Source organism: Phytopseudomonas dryadis, from assembly GCF_004327355.1.
In the GTDB taxonomy this organism is placed as follows: domain Bacteria; phylum Pseudomonadota; class Gammaproteobacteria; order Pseudomonadales; family Pseudomonadaceae; genus Aquipseudomonas; species Aquipseudomonas dryadis.
In genome coordinates, this window is sequence record NZ_QJUM01000016.1 from 84,221 (window position 1) to 100,472 (window position 16,252).

15 protein-coding genes are annotated in these 16,252 nt (G+C 65.4%); 14 read left to right on the forward strand and 1 reads right to left on the reverse strand.

The features are described 5' to 3' along the window. The first annotated feature begins 14 nt into the window (after positions 1 to 14). The 9 genes from DNK34_RS14790 (at position 15) to DNK34_RS14830 (ending at position 9,065) form a co-directional block, all read left to right on the forward strand. Complete coding sequence (locus DNK34_RS14790) at positions 15 to 1,289, forward strand: aromatic ring-hydroxylating oxygenase subunit alpha (RefSeq protein ID WP_131175794.1); 1,275 nt, start codon at positions 15 to 17, stop codon at positions 1,287 to 1,289. Positions 1,290 to 1,307: 18 nt separating this feature from the next. Further along, positions 1,308 to 1,784, forward strand: coding sequence for an aromatic-ring-hydroxylating dioxygenase subunit beta (locus DNK34_RS14795; protein WP_131175795.1), 477 nt, complete (start codon positions 1,308 to 1,310; stop codon positions 1,782 to 1,784). Between the two features lie 10 nt (positions 1,785 to 1,794). Beyond that, entirely contained in the window at positions 1,795 to 2,535 is a 741-nt protein-coding gene (locus tag DNK34_RS14800) for an SDR family NAD(P)-dependent oxidoreductase (protein WP_131175796.1), read from the forward strand. Positions 2,536 to 2,785: 250 nt separating this feature from the next. Further along, positions 2,786 to 3,745: a PDR/VanB family oxidoreductase gene (locus tag DNK34_RS14805; RefSeq protein WP_131175797.1), complete on the forward strand. Its 960-nt coding sequence runs from the start codon at positions 2,786 to 2,788 to the stop codon at positions 3,743 to 3,745. Positions 3,746 to 3,757: 12 nt separating this feature from the next. Then, a complete protein-coding gene (locus DNK34_RS14810) occupies positions 3,758 to 4,258 on the forward strand; it encodes a flavin reductase (protein ID WP_131175798.1) in 501 nt (166 codons plus the stop codon). A 193-nt stretch (positions 4,259 to 4,451) separates the two neighbouring features. Next, positions 4,452 to 5,699, forward strand: a complete 1,248-nt coding sequence (locus tag DNK34_RS14815; RefSeq protein WP_131175799.1) for an OprD family porin — start codon at positions 4,452 to 4,454, stop codon at positions 5,697 to 5,699. Between the two features lie 122 nt (positions 5,700 to 5,821). Further along, positions 5,822 to 7,132, forward strand: a complete 1,311-nt coding sequence (locus tag DNK34_RS14820; RefSeq protein ID WP_242675208.1) for an MFS transporter — start codon at positions 5,822 to 5,824, stop codon at positions 7,130 to 7,132. 98 nt (positions 7,133 to 7,230) lie between these two features. Further along, positions 7,231 to 8,460, forward strand: coding sequence for an alpha-hydroxy acid oxidase (locus tag DNK34_RS14825; protein ID WP_131175800.1), 1,230 nt, complete (start codon positions 7,231 to 7,233; stop codon positions 8,458 to 8,460). Continuing rightward, positions 8,442 to 9,065, forward strand: coding sequence for an NIPSNAP family protein (locus DNK34_RS14830; protein WP_131175801.1), 624 nt, complete (start codon positions 8,442 to 8,444; stop codon positions 9,063 to 9,065). Before DNK34_RS14825 ends, DNK34_RS14830 begins: the two co-directional genes overlap by 19 nt. Positions 9,066 to 9,096: 31 nt before the next feature. Here the strand turns inward: DNK34_RS14830 and DNK34_RS14835 are convergent, their stop codons facing one another. Beyond that, on the reverse strand, positions 9,097 to 9,975 hold the full coding sequence (locus DNK34_RS14835) for a LysR substrate-binding domain-containing protein (protein ID WP_207390807.1): 879 nt from the start codon (positions 9,973 to 9,975) through the stop codon (positions 9,097 to 9,099). Between the two features lie 213 nt (positions 9,976 to 10,188). Between DNK34_RS14835 and DNK34_RS14840 the strand changes: the two genes are divergently transcribed. From DNK34_RS14840 to DNK34_RS14865, 5 genes are all read left to right on the forward strand, one after another. Further along, positions 10,189 to 11,085: a glycine betaine ABC transporter substrate-binding protein gene (locus DNK34_RS14840; RefSeq protein WP_242675333.1), complete on the forward strand. Its 897-nt coding sequence runs from the start codon at positions 10,189 to 10,191 to the stop codon at positions 11,083 to 11,085. Between the two features lie 68 nt (positions 11,086 to 11,153). Further along, the gene (locus DNK34_RS14845) at positions 11,154 to 13,190 is read left to right on the forward strand and encodes an NADH:flavin oxidoreductase (protein WP_131175803.1); all 2,037 of its coding nucleotides are present in this window, start codon (positions 11,154 to 11,156) and stop codon (positions 13,188 to 13,190) included. 878 nt (positions 13,191 to 14,068) lie between these two features. After that, entirely contained in the window at positions 14,069 to 14,584 is a 516-nt protein-coding gene (locus DNK34_RS14855) for a MaoC family dehydratase (RefSeq protein ID WP_131175804.1), read from the forward strand. 79 nt (positions 14,585 to 14,663) lie between these two features. After that, positions 14,664 to 15,662, forward strand: a complete 999-nt coding sequence (gene dctP, locus DNK34_RS14860) for a TRAP transporter substrate-binding protein DctP (RefSeq protein ID WP_131175805.1) — start codon at positions 14,664 to 14,666, stop codon at positions 15,660 to 15,662. Then, positions 15,659 to 16,249 carry a TRAP transporter small permease gene (locus DNK34_RS14865; RefSeq protein WP_131175806.1) on the forward strand — a complete coding sequence of 197 codons (591 nt, stop codon included), beginning with the start codon at positions 15,659 to 15,661 and terminating at the stop codon, positions 16,247 to 16,249. The genes dctP and DNK34_RS14865 overlap by 4 nt, the downstream gene beginning before the upstream one ends. The last annotated feature ends 3 nt before the right edge of the window (positions 16,250 to 16,252 follow it).

The following is a 16,252-nucleotide window of genomic DNA, read 5'->3' on the forward strand; positions in this document are numbered from 1 at the left end:
ACGAGGAGCCAACCGTGAACAACCTGATCGAAGCCGTGAACCTGGAATGCGACCCCGCCGAACTGGTGCAGGCCGACCGTGTGCACACCTCGCTGTACACCGACGCGCAACTGTTCGACGTGGAGATGGAAAAGATCTTCTACAGCACCTGGGTGTGGGTCGCCCACGTCAGCGAAATCCCCGACGCCGGCAGCTACAAGAGCACCTACATCGGCAAGCAGCCGGTGATCGTGGTGCGTGACCGCAAGAAGGCCGTGCACGTGCTGCTCAACCGCTGCCGCCACCGCGGCGCCACCGTCTGCGAGCACAAGAAGGGCAAGACCAACAGCTTCGTCTGCCCGTACCACGGCTGGGGCTACGCCCTGGACGGTTCGCTGCGCGGCATTCCGCACCCGGACAGCTACGGCGACTGCCTGGACAAGAGCGAGCTGCCGCTGGTCAGCCTGCGGGTCGAGGAATACGCCGGCATGCTGTTCGCCACCTTCAAGGACGACATCGAGCCGCTGGTGGACTTCCTCGGCCCGGCGAAGAAGTGGATGGATCTGTTCATGAAGCAGGGCGCCGGTTACGGCATCAAGGTGCCGGGCGAGCACCGTTTCCGCTTCCCCGGCAACTGGAAGATCCAGCTGGAAAACACCACCGACGCCTACCACTTCCCGCTGGTGCACAAGTCGTTCCTGCACTCGGTGGATCAGCAGACCATGGACATGCTCGACTTCGTCGACGGCTCCGGCTACGTCGAAGACCTCGGCAACGGCCACAGCGTGATGGTCATGATTCCCGACCTGATCGACCTGGAAGCCAACCTCGAGGCGCCGATTCCCGCTCGTTTCGAAACCCTGGCCCAGGCACTGCGCGACGAAGGCATCGAGGAACGGCAGGTGCGCCGTATCGTCCGCGCGGTCGGTGGTTCGGGCTTCAACCTCAACCTGTTCCCCAACGTCGCCTGCTCGATGGCGTTCTTCCGCGTGTTGCAACCGATCTCGGTCAACGAGACGGAGATCCACCACGCGGTGATCACCATGGACGGCGGCCCGGCCGTGGCCAACCGCTACCGCCTGCGCCTGCACGAACACTTCCAGGGCCCGATGGGCTTCGGCACGCCGGACGACTCCGAAGCCTGGGAGCGCGTGCAGAAGGGCGCCAGTGCCGGCGAAGACCTGTGGATCATGCTCAACCGCGGCCTGCCCGGCGAGAAGCCGAGCGAGGACGGGCGGGTCAGCGACGTGTCCGCCGAGACCGGCATGCGCGCGGCGTACCAGCAGTGGAAAAAGATGATGTCGGCCTGACCGATGGAGAACGCGAAAATGAATCTGCAACTGCTTCAGGAAGTCACCGCCTTCATCTGGCAGGAAGGCGACATGCTCGACCACGACGAATACGACGCCTGGCTGGCGCTGTGGGCGGACAAGGGCACCTATGTCATCCCCATCGACCCGAGCGAGGAGGATTTCGAGAACAGCCTCAACTACGCCTACGATGACGCCCACATGCGCGAGCTGCGCGTGCAGCGCCTGATCGGCGGCGAGTCGATCTCCACCAGCCCGCGGCCGCGTACCGTGCGCAGCATTTCGCGGTTCCGCGTGCTGTTCAACGACGGCGAGTTCGTCACCGTGCGCTGTGCGCAGAACCTGCGCGAGTTCCGCAAGGACGTGCTCAAGCACTACAGCTCGGACACCGTGTACGAACTGCAGCGCAGCGGCGAGAGCTTCAAGATCCAGCGCAAGCTGATCCGCCTGATCAACTCCGACGATACCCTCGCGGGCATCGGCTACATCCTCTGAGGGCCCGGCCATGACGCAGATCGCACTGGTCACCGGCGCCGCCCAGGGGCTTGGCTACGCCATCGCCGGCCGGCTGTTCGCCGCCGGCTACGCGGTGGTCATCACCGACCTCTCTCTGGAGCGCGCCCAGGCCGCGGCCGAGGCCCTGGATGCCAGTGGCGAACGGGTGCTGGCGCTCAAGCTCGACGTCGCCAGCAAGGCCGATTTCGAGGCGGCGCTGGCCGCCACCCTGGCCCGTTTCGGCGCCCTGCAGGTGCTGGTCAACAACGCGGCGATGACCCTGACCACGCCGGTCATGCAGATCAGCCCGGAAGAATTCGACCGCGTCATGAGCCTCAACAGTCGCAGCGTCTTCGTCGGTTGCCAGGTGTTCGGCGCGCACATGGCGGCGGCCGGCTACGGACGCATCGTCAACATGGCCTCGCTGGCCGGGCAGAACGGCGGTACCGCCACCGGCGCGCACTACGCCGCGTCCAAGGGCGCCATCGTCACCCTGACCAAGATCTTCGCCAAGGAGCTGGCCGCCAATGGCGTGACGGTCAACGCCATCGCCCCGGGGCCGATCGACTCGCCCATGGTGCACGCGGCGGTACCGCCGCAGCGCATGGCCGGCATGCTCGCCAACATTCCGGTGGGGCGCCTGGGCGATGCGGATTTCCTCGGCGACCTGGTGGTGCAACTGGCGCGGCCGGAGGCCTATTTCACCACCGGGGCGACCTGGGATGTAAACGGCGGCCTGTTCATGCGCTGAGAGCCTGTACACGACTAGCTGCGCGTCGGCCAAACGGCGTCGAAAACGACCTCGGAATGCTCATTTACATTCGTAAACTCGAATGCGAGCCCAGTCCGTTCCTCGGCCGCTTTCTCCTTGTTTGGCTCTAGCTCGCAAGGTCGTGAACACGCTCTGGTAATGAGTCCCGGCATAAGACCGGGAAACGATTAATAACGAATGTCGGCGCTCGGCGCCGGCTCCTGAAGCGTGCAATACGGGTGAGCCCGAGATGACTGAACAACTCCTGAAGGTACAGGTGCACAAGCGCCAGTTGCAGGGCGACGGTGTCGTCGTCCTCGACCTGATTCCGCTGGGCGGCGCCACGCTGCCGGCCTTCGAAGCCGGCGCCCATGTGGACATCCACATCGCCCCCGGCCTGGTGCGCCAGTATTCGCTGTGCAGCGACCCGGCGGACAACGCCGTGTACCGCCTCGGCGTGCTCAGGGACCCGGCCTCGCGCGGCGGCTCCACGGGCGTGCACGACACCCTGCTGGAAGGCGCCGAGGTCGAGATCAGCGCGCCGCGCAACCTGTTCCCCTTGGCCAGCGATGCCAGGCGCTCGATCCTCATCGGCGGTGGCATCGGCATCACCCCGATGATCGCCATGGCCTATGCGCTGCATGCCAGGGGCGAGGCGTTCGAGCTGCACTACTGTGGCCGTTCGCGCAGCCGCAGCGCCTTTCTCGACGAGCTGCGGGGGGCCGCTTTCGCCGAGCGCGTGCACACCCATTTCGACGATGAAGCGCCCGCGCAGAAGCTCGATCTGGACGCCGTGCTCGGCCAGGCCGAAGCCGGCGTGCACCTCTACACCTGCGGCCCGTCCGGGTTCATGGACTGGGTGATCGGCGAGGCGCTGAAGCACGGTTATGCCGATGACCATATCCACCGCGAGTATTTCCAGGTGGACGTGGACAGCAGCGGCGAGAGTTTCGAAGTGGTCGCCGCGCGCAGCGGCAAGACGGTGCAGGTCGGCGAAGGGCAGAGCATCCTCGAGGCGCTGGCAGGCGTCGGCATCAAGATCGAGATTTCCTGCGAGCAGGGCATCTGCGGCACCTGCCTGTGCGACGTGCTCGAAGGCGAGCCGGATCATCGCGACGTGTACCTCACCGACGACGAGAAAGCGGCCAACGACCAGATCCTGGTCTGCTGCTCTCGCGCCAAATCGAAAAAGCTGGTTCTGGATATCTGAGGAGGCAGAACAATGGTCGATGTAAGCGGCTTCCGCAACGCCATGGCCCGACTCGGTGGCGCCGTGTCGGTGATCACCACCGACGGCCCGGCAGGACGTTTCGGCTTCACCGCCTCGGCGGTGTGCAGTGTCACCGACTCGCCGCCCACCCTGCTGGTGTGCATGAATCGTTCGTCATTTTCCAATGCCCACTTCAAGGCCAACAGGGTGCTCTGCGTGAATGTATTGGCCGGCACCCATCAGGCGGTGTCGGGCACGTTCGCGAATAGAAACCTGAGTATGCAAGAGCGCTTCTCCACCACGCCCTGGAGCACGTTGGAAAGTGGTTCTCCGGTCATGGATGAAGCCCTGGTCAACTTCGATTGCCGTATTGACCAGGTTCACGAAGTGGGTTCGCACAGTATCTTCTATTGCGAAGTATTGACGATCAAACAGGGTGCCAGCGAAGAGGGGCTGGTGTACTTCAATCGCGCTTATCACAGGCTCTGCGAGGCCTCCAAGGCCGCCTGCTGACGAATCAAGCGGTTCGATAAGAATAATTAAATGGCCCATCTTCCGCAGTGGAAGAGACGGCCAGGTTTCGACTTTTGTTTATTAAAAGTGGTTGATAACAACAACGACCCAGATTGACTGCCAATGTTCGATGTTTGCGCCATTAATCTGCTCCCACTGCACTTCGGTGCATTAAAACAAAGGAAACATCCCTATGTTCCGCGATAAGTCGATTGTCCGCGTGTTGCAAGTTCCCTGCGTGCTCGGATTGTTCTCGCCCTGGTTGGCCCAGGCCGATCTGGTGGAAGACAGTCACCTGAAACTGGACATGCGCAACTTCTACCTGCACCGCAATTTCACCCATGACGATGCGCCGGTTTCCTCGGTGCACAGCTGGTCGCAGGGCTTCGATCTGCAATTCACCTCGGGTTATACCGACACGCCGCTGGCCTTCGGTGTGGATGCCAACGCGCAGTACGCCGTGCGTCTGGACGGCTCGGGCAATGACGGATCGCTACCCTACAGCGTGGCCGAGCAGAAACTGGCGGATGACTATGGCCGTGCTGGCGCCACCTTCAAGATGCGCTACTCGAAGACCGAACTGAAGGTCGGCGACCACCGTCCGCAATTGCCGATCGCCTACAACGACGCCAGCCGCCAGCTGGATACCATCTACCAGGGCGCGGTAGTCGAATCCAAGGAGCTGGAGGGCCTGACCCTCACCGGCGGGCGTTTCTGGTCCGCGGTCACCCGCGAGTCGAGCGACCACGAGAAGCTCTACAAGTGGGGCTCGACCGACAACCTGGACAGCGATGGCCTGGATTTCGGCGGCGCCACCTACGACGTCACCAAGAACCTGCAGGCCAGCTACTTCTACGGCGTGCTGCACGATATCTACCAACAGCACTACTTCGGCCTGGCGCACATGGCCGACCTGGGCGCTGGCTACAAGCTCAAGACCGACCTGCGCTACTTCAACAACAACGAGGATGGCGACGCCCTCGCCGGTGAAGTGGACAACCGTTCCTACGGCGCGCTGTTCACCCTGCTCAAGGGCAACCACATGTTCGGCGCCAGCTACCAGCGCATGCTCGGCGACAGCGTGTTCCCGACCATGAACGGCTACATCCCCAACCCGTACCTGGTGAACTGGTCGTCCCTGGCCTTCGTGCGTCCGGGCGAGCGTTCCTGGTCGGTGCGTTACGGCTACGACTTCGCCGGCTGGGGCGTACCGGGCCTGAAGCTGTATACCCGCTACACCAAGGGCACCCACTGGGATCGCGGCGCCGGCCTGTCCGACAACGAGGAAAGCGAACGCAACATCTACCTCACCTACGTGCTGCAGGACGGCCCGCTCAAGGGGCTCGGCTTCGACCTGCGCAACATCAACACCAAGCAGAAGTACGGCAGCGACTACGACGAGTACCGCTTCGCCACCACCTACACCTGGAACTTCTGGTAAGCCCGGCCAAGGGCGCCTCGGGCGTCCTTTCCGCCTGCCGGCCGCGCGGTTCGCCGCCGGCCATTGGATTGTCCCTCGCGTGAGCGGCCGGCCAGGCCGCCCACCGCGTTCAGGAGCGCAGCATGACCCGTCCCGCACGCACCGCCCAGGCTGGCACGCCCATGCGCCGTATCGTCGTCGCCTCGGTACTCGGCAACGCCCTGGAGTGGTACGACTTCTTTCTCTACGGCACGGCCGCCGCCCTGGTGTTCGGGCCGCTGTTCTTTCCCGCCGGCACCGACCCGGTGATCGGCACCCTGGGCGCCTTCGCCGGTTTCGCCGTGGGCTTCGTCGCGCGCCCGCTGGGCGGCATGGTGTTCGGCCATATCGGCGATCGCCATGGGCGCAAGAACGCCCTGGTGATCACCCTGTCGATGATGGGCGTGGCCACCTTCCTGATGGGCCTGCTGCCGACCTTCGAACAGGTCGGCTACCTGGCGCCGATCAGCCTGGTGATCCTGCGCATCGTCCAGGGCATCGCCTCGGGCGGCGAGTGGGGCGGCGGCGTGCTGATGCTCAGCGAGAACGCCCCGGCCAGGCGCGTCGGCTTCTACGCGGCCTGGAGCCAACTGGGCGTGTCCGGCGGTTTCGTGCTCTCCGCCGCGGCGTTCTACCTGGTGCAGATGTTGCCCGAGGACGACTTCATGAGCTGGGGCTGGCGCCTGCCGTTCCTGCTCAGCATCCTCATCTTCGGCGTCGGCATCTATATCCGCCGGCGCCTGCCGGAGAGTCGCGCGTTCGAGAACAGCGTGGCGCAGGCCGCCCCCGCCGCCCACCCGCCGGCGTTGCAGGTGCTGCGCGAACATCCCCGGGCCGTGCTGCAGGCCATGGGCCTGCGCGTGGCGGAGAACGGTGGCGCCTACATCTTCCTGTCCTTCTCCATGGCCTATGCCAAGTTCACCGGCCTGTCGACCCAGGTGGTGCTGGTCGGGGTCATGCTGGCGATGACCGCGGAGGCCTTCAGCATCCTGTTCTGGGGCTGGCTGTCGGATCGCATCGGCCGGCGCGCGGTATACGCCATCGGCTCGGTGAGCCTGGCGCTGTTCGCCTTCCCGTTCTTCTGGCTGATGGACACGCACCAGCCGTCGCTGGTCTATCTGGCCCTGCTGCTCGGCCTGCCGTTCAGCCACGCGGCGATGATCGGCACCCAGCCGGCGCTGATGGGCGAACTGTTCCCCACCCATGTGCGCTACACCGGTCTGGCCATGGGGCATGAGATCGCTTCGATCTTCGCCGGCGGCCTGGCGCCCCTGGCCGCCACCGCGCTGTTCGCCGTGTACCGCGATGCCTGGCCGGTGGCGCTGATGCTGGTGTTCTTCAGTGCGGTGACCACCCTGACCCTGCTGAGCATCAGCCGCAACCGCCCTTATGCCGCGCAGGAGGCAACCGCCTAGCGCGCTTGTTTATGGAGTTTCCTGCTCCTTCTCCCGGGGTGCTCCCCCCGGGCTTTTTACATCGGGGCGATACCGCGGGTATCGCCGAGGATCGAGATATGCGTCGTTACTACCGCGGCAGCGATCTGCGTCGCGTCCACAGCATTGCCGAACTGGCAGCACTGGCGCGTCGGCGTCTGCCCCATTTCGCCTGGGAATACCTGGCCGGTGGCGCCGAGGATGAACTGACCCTGCAGCGCAACCGCCAGGCCTATGCCGAGGTCGGTTTGCAGCAACGCGCGCTGGTGCCTTGCCATGCAGCGAAAACAGACCGTGCGCTGTTCGGCAAGCCTGCCGCGCTGCCACTGCTGATCGGCCCCACCGGCTACAACGGCATGCTGCACCGCGATGCCGATATCCATCTGGCGCGCGCCGCCACCGCCCGTGGCGTGCCGTTCTGCCTGAGCACGGTGGCCAATGCCGCGCTGGAACAGATCGTCCGCCAGGTGCCGGGCGTCGACCTGTGGTTCCAGCTCTACGCCATGCGCGACGCGGCGATCCAGGCCGATCTGCTGGCCCGTGCCCAGCGTGCCGGTGTCAGCACCCTGCTGCTCACCAGCGATGCCATGGTGCTGGGCAATCGCGAGTGGGATAGGCGCAACTTCGTGCGGCCGCGCCAGCTCAGCCTGGCCAACAAACTGGAAGTTCTGCGTCACCCACGCTGGTTGCGCCAGGTGATGTGGCCCCATGGCCTGCCGTCGATGGGCAACCTCGACCCTTACCTGCCCGAGGGCGAGCGTACCGCCCTGGGCTCGATGCAATTCATCGGCGAGCAGATGGACAGCCTGCTCGACTGGGACGCCCTGGCCCGTTTACGTGACCAGTGGACCGGGCAATTGCTGCTCAAGGGCGTGCTGCATCCAGCCGATGCCGAACGAGCCATCGCCCTGGGGCTGGACGGTTTGGTGATCAGCAATCATGGCGGGCGCCAACTCGACGGGGCGGTGAGTAGCCTCGATGCCCTGCGCCTGATCGCGCCGTTGGCGCGCGGTCGCCTGGCGTTGCTGCTCGATGGCGGCATCCGCCGCGGCAGCGACATCGTCAAGGCCCTGGCCCTGGGCGCCGATGCCGTGCTGCTCGGGCGGGCCAGCCTGTATGGCGTGGCGGTGGCCGGCGAAGCCGGGGCCGGGCGGGCCCTCGACCTGCTGGCCGAGGAACTGCGGCGCACGCTCAACCTGATGGGCTGCCCGGACATCGACGAGCTGTCGGCCGAGTGGCTGACCTTCAACATGCGGCCCGCCACTGCGCGGCTGAGCGACTGGAGTAGCACATGCGCTTGTACGAACTGATCACCTTCACCGTGCGCGTGCGCACCCCCGCCGCCGCGCTGGCGCGCATCGAGACGGCCCTGGCCGACAGCCTGGCGGGGGTGCAGCTGATGGGCTGCTGGCTCTCGGAGATCGGCCCGCAGAACCGCATCGCCCTGCTGCGCGGCTTTGCCAGCGAACAGTTGCGTCAGGCCGAGCGTGAGCGCTATCTGCTGGCTGCCGACGCCTTCGGTATCGGCGAATTGCTGCTCGACATGCAGGTCGACGACTACAGCCTGTTCCCCTTCCTCGAACCGCTGGCGCCCGGTGCCCACGGGCCCTTCTACGAGTTGCGCGAGTACCGCCTGATCCCGTCCGGCCTGCAGCCGACCCTGGATGGCTGGAAGAAGGCCGTGGGGCCGCGTACCGGCGCGAACTATTCATCGGTGTACGCGGCCTTCTACGCCACCTCGGGGGCGCTGCCGCGCTACCTGCACATCTGGCCCTACGCCAGCCTGGAACAACGCCTCGACGTGCGCACCCGGGCGGTGGCCGATGGCGTCTGGCCACCGGAAAACTCGGGGCCGCAGCTCACCACCATGCAATCCTGCGCGTACCTGCCGGCGCGCTTTTCGCCGCTGCATTGAGCCGCCGGCACCGGGCGCTTCCAACTGCGCCTTACGCAGTTCCCGCAGGGGCCGCGCGTGCCCACCAGTCGGCGAACAGCTGGACCCCGGCCGGATTGGCGCCGCGTTCGTTGAACGCCAGGTAGTAACCGCGGGCGCTGCGGTATTCCGGCGTCAGGGGGCGTATCAGGCGACCGTCGGCGAGGTAGTCCTGCAGCATGCCGGCGCAGCCCAGGGCGATACCCTTGCCGTCGAGGGCGGCCTGGATCAGCTGCGAGTAGTTGTTGAACGACAGCCGGGGCCTGGGCAGCGGGCCTTCGTAGCCGGCCTGCTCCAGCCAGTCGGCCCAGTCGACGATGGGCCAGCTGAAGTAGCGCCAGTGCTCCCGATCCAGGTGCAGGAGCGGCGCATCGAGCAGATCCGCCGGGCCGTTCAGCGGTGCCCGCAGGAAGCCGGGGGTGCACAGCGGCACCATGGCTTCATCGAACAGCCGCTGCATGCGCACGCCGGGGCCCTGCCCTTCGTCGCCGCTGATGAACGCGACATCGATGTTCTCGCCGCGCAGGTCGACCTCTCGGTCCAGGGCCATCAGGCGAATGCCGATCTGCGGATATTCGCTGCGGAAGGCCTCCAGCCGCGGCATCAACCAGAAGGTGGAAAAGGCGATGGTGGCGCTGACGGTGAGCGAACCGTAACTGCCGGTACCGATGTCCTCGACCGCCTGGGCGACCCGCTCCAGGCTTTGCCCGACGGCTTCGTACAGGCGCTGGCCGGCCGCCGTCAGGCTGACGCTGCGGTGTTCGCGGAGGAACAGGGCCTGGCCGAGGTGCTGCTCGAGCTGGCGCACCTGACGACTCACCGCCGCCTGGGTGATGCACATTTCCCGTGCGGCCGAGGTGAAGCTCAGGCGTCGTGCCGCGGCTTCGAACACCACGAGTCCGGTGAGGGAGGGAAGGCGTCGTCTTAGTTTTTCCATTACCTGAGGTTATCCGAACACAGCCGATTAATCGTTTGTCGCCACCCGCCGCTCGTGGCTCCATGGCCGTGACGGAGGCGAAGACCTCCGCCCAGCCGTGGTAACACCCTTGTTTCATCTCCCTGCCTGTGCAAAAGCGATACCAATAACCATCTCGGGAGGATGCACATGAGCCTGGTAAGACGCTGGATTTACGCCTCGATGACGTCGATCGCCGTCACCGCTGGCGGCCTCACGATGCCCGCCACGGCCAGCGATAAACCGATCACCATCGGTTGGGTGGCCTGGGACGACGCGGAAATCTCCGCCAAACTCGCCGCAAAGATTATCCAGGAGCAGACGCAGCGGCCGGTGAAACTGGTCATGGCCGAGATCGGCATCCAGTTCCAGGGGCTGGTGAGCAAGAGCGTGGATGTCATCCCGATGGTGTGGCTGCCCAACACCCACAAGAGCTACTGGGACAAGTACGGCGATCAGCTGCAGGATCTGGGGGTGATCTACGAAGGCCGGATCGGTTGGGCGATTCCGGATTTCATCCCGAAGGACGAGGTGTCGTCCATCGACGACCTGAACAAGCCTGGCGTCGCCGAGCGCTTCGCCGGCACCATCCTCGCGGCCTCGCCGGGCACCTCGCAGTATGTGTTGTCCGGCCAGGCCATCGAAGCCTATGGCCTGAAGGGCTACACGGTCCTGCCGTCCTCCGAGGCCGGCATGATCTCGCAGTTCGGCCGCGTCTACGGCAAGGGCGACTGGGCCATCCTCAATGCCTGGAATCCGCACTGGATGTTCACCAAATGGCAGATGCGCTACCTCGAAGACCCCAGGCAGGTGTTCGGCGGCACCGAGCAGATCCACATGGTGGGCCGTGCGGGGTTTCGCGAGGATGAGCCGGAGGTCGCCGGCTTCCTGTCGGCGTTCTCGATCCCGCTGGCGGATCTGGAGGCGATGCAGCTCGCCGCCCAGACCCGCGGCAAGGAGCAGGTGATCGACGACTACTACGCCGAGCACCGGCAGCGCTTCGCCGCCCTGTTCCCGGCCAAGGCCGTTGCCAACAGCCAACCCTGAGCCAGCAGGCGTTCGCCTGCCTGGTGTCCGGGGCAGGTCGGCCGCGTGCCCGCGAGAGCGATGCCATCATGCACAACGACCCCCTTCTCCAGCCCTATGCGATCCGTCACCTGCAGCTGCGCAACCGCGTCGTCAGCACCTCCCACGAGCCGGCCTACAGCGAGGCCGGCCTGCCGAAGCGGCGTTACCGCGACTACCTGGTGGAAAAGGCCCGCGGCGGCGTTGGCCTGAACATGTTCGGCGGCTCGGCCATCGTCGCCCCGGACAGCCCGCCGGCGTTCGGCAACCTGGAAATCTACCGGGACGATATCGTGCCCTGGTTTCGCGAACTGAGCGACGCGGTGCACGCGCACGGCAGTGCGCTGATGTGCCAGATCTCTCACCTGGGCTGGCGCGGCAGCAACTTCACTGGCGACTGGCTGCCCCTGATCTGGCCGACCCATGGCCGCGAATCGGCCCACCGCAGCTTCACCAAGAAAGCCGAAGACTGGGATCTGGCGCGGATCATCGGGCAGTACGCCAGCGCCGCCCAGCGTTGCCGGGACGGCGGCCTGGACGGTGTCGAGCTGGAAGCCTACGGCCATCTGCTGGATGCGTTCTGGCCGCCGGCCAATACCCGCGACGATCGATGGGGCGGCAGCCTCGAGGGGCGCATGCGTTTTTCCCTGGAGGTGGTCGATGCCGTGCGCAAGGCGGTCGGGCAGGACTTCATCGTCGGCATCCGCATGGTGGTGGAGGACGACACGCCGGGTGGCCTCGGCCGGGAGGAGGGGCTGAGCATCGCCCGCACCCTGCAGGATCACGGCATCGACTTCATCAGCGTGATCAAGGGCCGCATCGACAGCGAGGTCGCCCTGTCCAAGGTCATCCCCGGCATGGGCACGCCCAGTGCCCCGCACCTCGAACTGGCCGGTGCGGTGAAGCGCGTCGTGTCGATTCCGGTGATGCACGCCGCACGCATCAGCGACGTGGCGACGGCCCGCCACGCCCTGCGCGAAGGCTTCGTCGATCTGGTGGGCCTGACCCGGCCGCAGATGGCCGACCCGTACCTGCTGGCCAAGGTCGCCGCCGGCCAGGAAGAGCGCATCCGCCCGTGCGTGGGGGCGAGCTACTGCATCGATCGCATCTATATTTCCGGCCAGGCCCACTGCCTGCACAACCCGGCGACCGGACGGGAAACCTCGCTGCCCCACGAAATCACCGAAAAAGCCGCCATCGCCCGCCAGGTGCTGGTCGTCGGGGCCGGGCCGGCCGGACTGGAGGCCGCCCGCGTCGCGGCGCAGCGTGGGCATCGGGTGACTGTGCTGGAAGCGGCCGATCAGGCCGGCGGCCAGGTCCGCATCGCGGCGCTGCCGATGCGCCGGCGCGAACTCATCGGCCTGATCGACTGGCGCGTTTCCGAGTGCGAGCGTCTGGGCGTACGCTTTCACTTCAACCGCTTCGCCCAGCAAGACGAGGTGCTGGCTGAAAACGCGGATGTGGTGATCATCGCCACCGGTGGCTTGCCCAATACGGATTTCCTCGAAGCCGGCGGCGAACTCGTCTCGACCACCTGGGACGTCTTGACCGGCGCGGTGAAGCCACGCGGCGATGTGCTGGTCTTCGACTACCACGGCGGCCACCAGGCCATGAGTGCCGGAGAGCTGCTGTGCGGGCAGCCCGACGTCCGCCTGGAATACATGACCAGCGAACGCAGCATGGGTCCCGATGTCGGCGGGCTGAACATGCCGCCCTACCTGCGTGCCTTCGCCCGGCACGCGGTGCGCCAGACCCTGGCTCACCGGGTCACCGCCGTACAGCGCGACAACGGCCGCCTCAAGGTCAGCCTGTACGACGACTATGGCGAATGTGCGCGCGAGCGCATCGTCGACCATGTGGTGGTCGAACACGGCACCTTGCCCCTGGACGATCTGTACTTTTCGCTACGCGAATACGCGAGCAACGCCGGCGAACTGGATCTCGACGCCTTCGTCGCGCTGCGCCCGCAACGTATCGAGCGCAACCCGGCCGGGCGTTTCCAGCTCTTTCGCATCGGCGATGCGGTGAACAGCCGGGATATCCATGCCGCCATCTACGACGCGATGCGCTTGAGCCTGGCGCTCTGACGAGGACGGATTCTTGTCGGCTGCAGGTGCCGTCCAACAATGAATCCGTGTCCTTTTTCCAGCGTTCGGGGCCTGGAGCGGTCAGCCCTTTTCCATCAGTCCATCCAGTCGCGACACGGCATCGGCCGGCAGTTCCACGCTCGCCGCCGCCAGCTTCTGCTGCAAGTGCGTGACCTGGAATCAGCAGGATGTTCGGCGAGCGTTGCAGCAGCCAGGCGATGGCGACCTGCATGGGCGTGGCGTTCAATGCCGTCGCGACCTCGTCGAGCACGCTCGATTGCAACGGGCTGAAACCACCTGGCGGGAAGAAGGGCACGTAGGCGATCCCGTCGGCTGCGAGGCTGTCGATCAGGGCGGATACTTCGATGACGGTCGCCTGACGCCCGTGCTGGAGTCCTGCTGGGTGAGTTTCTTGTATTACCCGGGGCGCCGACTGTTGCCCGCGCCGTTGCGGGCATTCGTCGATTACGTGAAGCTCGAGAGCCCTGGCGTGTTTGCTTCCAGAGCTTAGGTTCTGTACGAAAAATGCCTGGGTGAAAGACAGCATCGCCGGCAAGCCGGCTCCTACAAAAAGCGTGCTCTGCGCAATAAACCTTATCTGATCGGCATCAGGCATCCCCAGCCTGGGGAGCGTGACGCTGCAGGCTTGTGTGCCCGAATCCCTGGCAGAGCCAATCCGACGAACGGTTTTATCCCGCTGGAATCCCTGGCGCAGAGCCATCGCCATTTGGCGCCAGGCCCCCGCGAAAGGCCCTTTTCCGGGCCGTCGACAACGCTGTGGCTTGGCAAGAACTTTTTTCATCTCCTATCCTGTTGTCCGGACAACATGATAACCAAGACGAGCATCGATCGTCGGACAACAAGAAGGAGTTCCCTCCATGAGCGTCAAGCAGATTGGCGAGCAGCGTTATCGCGGGCAGATCGGCCGCTATTTCGAGGATTTCGAGATCGGCGACGTGTATGAGCATCGCCCCGGGCGCACCATCACCGAGAGCGACAACATCCAGTTTTCCCTGCTGACCATGAACCTGCATCCAATGCACTGCGACGCGGCCTATGCGGCCAGGAGCGAATTCGGCAAACCACTGGTCAACAGCGGCCTGACGGTGGCCATCGTGCTCGGCATGACGGTGCCGGACGTCAGCGGCAAGGCCATCGCCAACCTCGGCTGGACCGATATCAGGCTCACCGCGCCGGTGTTTCCCGGCGACACGATCTATGCCGCTTCGCAAGTGCTCGACAAGCGCGAATCCAGGTCGCGGCCCAATCAGGGAATCATCACCGTCAAGACCACCGGCACCAAGGCCGACGGCACGGTGTTCATGACCTTCGAGCGCAACGTGCTGATCCAGAAACGCGAGGGCAACACCCTCGACGAGGCGGCGGGTTACTGAGCCTGCGCTGCCCCTGATTCCCTTCCATCGCTCACGCTGTACCGACGTTCCTCAACAACAACAAATACGAGGAAATACCATGTCCATGCTAACGCGCGTCATCGCGGCATCCGCCGCAGCCTGCACCCTGGCGGCCTTCACCCCGGCCGCCCTGGCCGAGGAGCTGGTGCTGCCCAACGAGGTGGCGGCCAGCCACTGGAAGACCGGCTACATGAACCAGTTCGCCGAGCTGGTGGGCAAGCGCACCGGCGGCGAGATCGACGTCAAGGTCTTCCCTTCCTCCCAGCTGTACAACGACCAGGACGCCCTGGCCGCGCTCGGCACGGGCGCGGTGCAGATGGTCTGGCCGGTGGCGGTGCGCATCGAAACCATCGACCCGCGCCTGGGCGCCATCAACCTGCCGTTCACCCTCACCGACGAGCTGATGACCGACCAGTGCTACGCCAAGGGCCTGACCGAGCTGATGTCGTCCTACATCGAGCCGCGCAACCTGAAGATCCTCGGCCTGCTGCGCGCCGCCGACCTGTTCTTCGTGTTCGCCAACCGCGAGGTGCGGAAGCTCGAGGACGTGAAGGGCGCCAAGGTGCGGGTGATCGGCGGCCGGGTGTTCCTCGACACCATCCGCAGCCTGGGCGCCAGCCCGGTGTCGATGCCCGCCTCGGAAATGAGCAGCGCCCTCGGCCAGGGCGCCATCGATGGCGTCTTCACCTCCGCCGCCGGCTGGGCCGAGATGATCGGCAAGACCGGCAAGTACGCCTGGTACGTGCCGAACTTCTCGTTGAGCACTTACGCCGTGGTGGTCGACAAGACGTGGTTCGACGCCCTGCCGCAGACGCAGCAGGAGGCGATCACCGGCAGCATGGACGAGATCGTCGCCAAGCAGTGGAAGGAGGTGGTGGTCGAGGATCAGCAACTGATCGACAAGATGACCGCCCAGGGCCTGGCGTTCCACACCGCCACGCCCGAGGAAATCACCCGCTGGGAACAGGTTTCCGAGGCGAACAAGCAGACCTTCGCCGCCGCCCATCCGGACGTGTTGCCGGCGATGCAGGCCATCGCGAAGAGGTGTGGCCAATGAGCGTCCATCCTTCGACCGTGAAGCCGGCGGACAAGGTGCTCGGCGACGCCTCGCTGGTGGTCAAGCCGCAGCGGCGCAACCTGTGGCTGCTGTTCGAGCGCAAGGTGCTGCTCAACGTCGCCACCGGCATGTTCATGCTGGCCATCGCGGTGATGCTCTACGAGGGCGTGCTGCGCGCCACCGTCGGCAGCAGCGCGTTCTGGGCCGAGGAAAGCGTGCGCTACCTGATGGTCTGGGCGTTCTTCCTGACCCTGGGCGCCGCTGGCAATGCCGGCAACCACATCCGCACCGAGATGCTGGTCGAGCGCCTGCCGCCCGCGCTGAAGAAGGCCTGCCTGGTGCTGTCGAGCCTGGTCGGCATCGGCTTCTGCAGCCTGCTGTTCTACGCCGCGCTGCCCCAGGTCAAGCGCTACTACAGCATGGGCATGGTCACCGAATCGAACCTCGATCTGCCGTTGTGGCTGCTGTTCATGGTCATGCCGCTGGGGGCCTTGCTGTTCCTCACCTATTACCTGCGCTGCCTGATTCTCGCCCTGCGCGGCCGGGATCCGTTCGGCAACGGTGAAATCACCGGTTCGCAACTCTAGGAG

Coding starts and splice junctions, on each gene's coding strand:
- DNK34_RS14820 (WP_242675208.1), top strand. CDS start 5,822: ATGACCCGTCCCGCACGCACCGCCCAGGCTGGCACGCCCATGCGCCGT.
- DNK34_RS14805 (WP_131175797.1), top strand. CDS start 2,786: ATGACTGAACAACTCCTGAAGGTACAGGTGCACAAGCGCCAGTTGCAG.
- DNK34_RS14865 (WP_131175806.1), top strand. CDS start 15,659: ATGAGCGTCCATCCTTCGACCGTGAAGCCGGCGGACAAGGTGCTCGGC.
- DNK34_RS14795 (WP_131175795.1), top strand. CDS start 1,308: ATGAATCTGCAACTGCTTCAGGAAGTCACCGCCTTCATCTGGCAGGAA.
- DNK34_RS14800 (WP_131175796.1), top strand. CDS start 1,795: ATGACGCAGATCGCACTGGTCACCGGCGCCGCCCAGGGGCTTGGCTAC.
- DNK34_RS14830 (WP_131175801.1), top strand. CDS start 8,442: ATGCGCTTGTACGAACTGATCACCTTCACCGTGCGCGTGCGCACCCCC.
- DNK34_RS14840 (WP_242675333.1), top strand. CDS start 10,189: ATGAGCCTGGTAAGACGCTGGATTTACGCCTCGATGACGTCGATCGCC.
- dctP (WP_131175805.1), top strand. CDS start 14,664: ATGTCCATGCTAACGCGCGTCATCGCGGCATCCGCCGCAGCCTGCACC.
- DNK34_RS14855 (WP_131175804.1), top strand. CDS start 14,069: ATGAGCGTCAAGCAGATTGGCGAGCAGCGTTATCGCGGGCAGATCGGC.
- DNK34_RS14825 (WP_131175800.1), top strand. CDS start 7,231: ATGCGTCGTTACTACCGCGGCAGCGATCTGCGTCGCGTCCACAGCATT.
- DNK34_RS14845 (WP_131175803.1), top strand. CDS start 11,154: ATGCACAACGACCCCCTTCTCCAGCCCTATGCGATCCGTCACCTGCAG.
- DNK34_RS14815 (WP_131175799.1), top strand. CDS start 4,452: ATGTTCCGCGATAAGTCGATTGTCCGCGTGTTGCAAGTTCCCTGCGTG.
- DNK34_RS14810 (WP_131175798.1), top strand. CDS start 3,758: ATGGTCGATGTAAGCGGCTTCCGCAACGCCATGGCCCGACTCGGTGGC.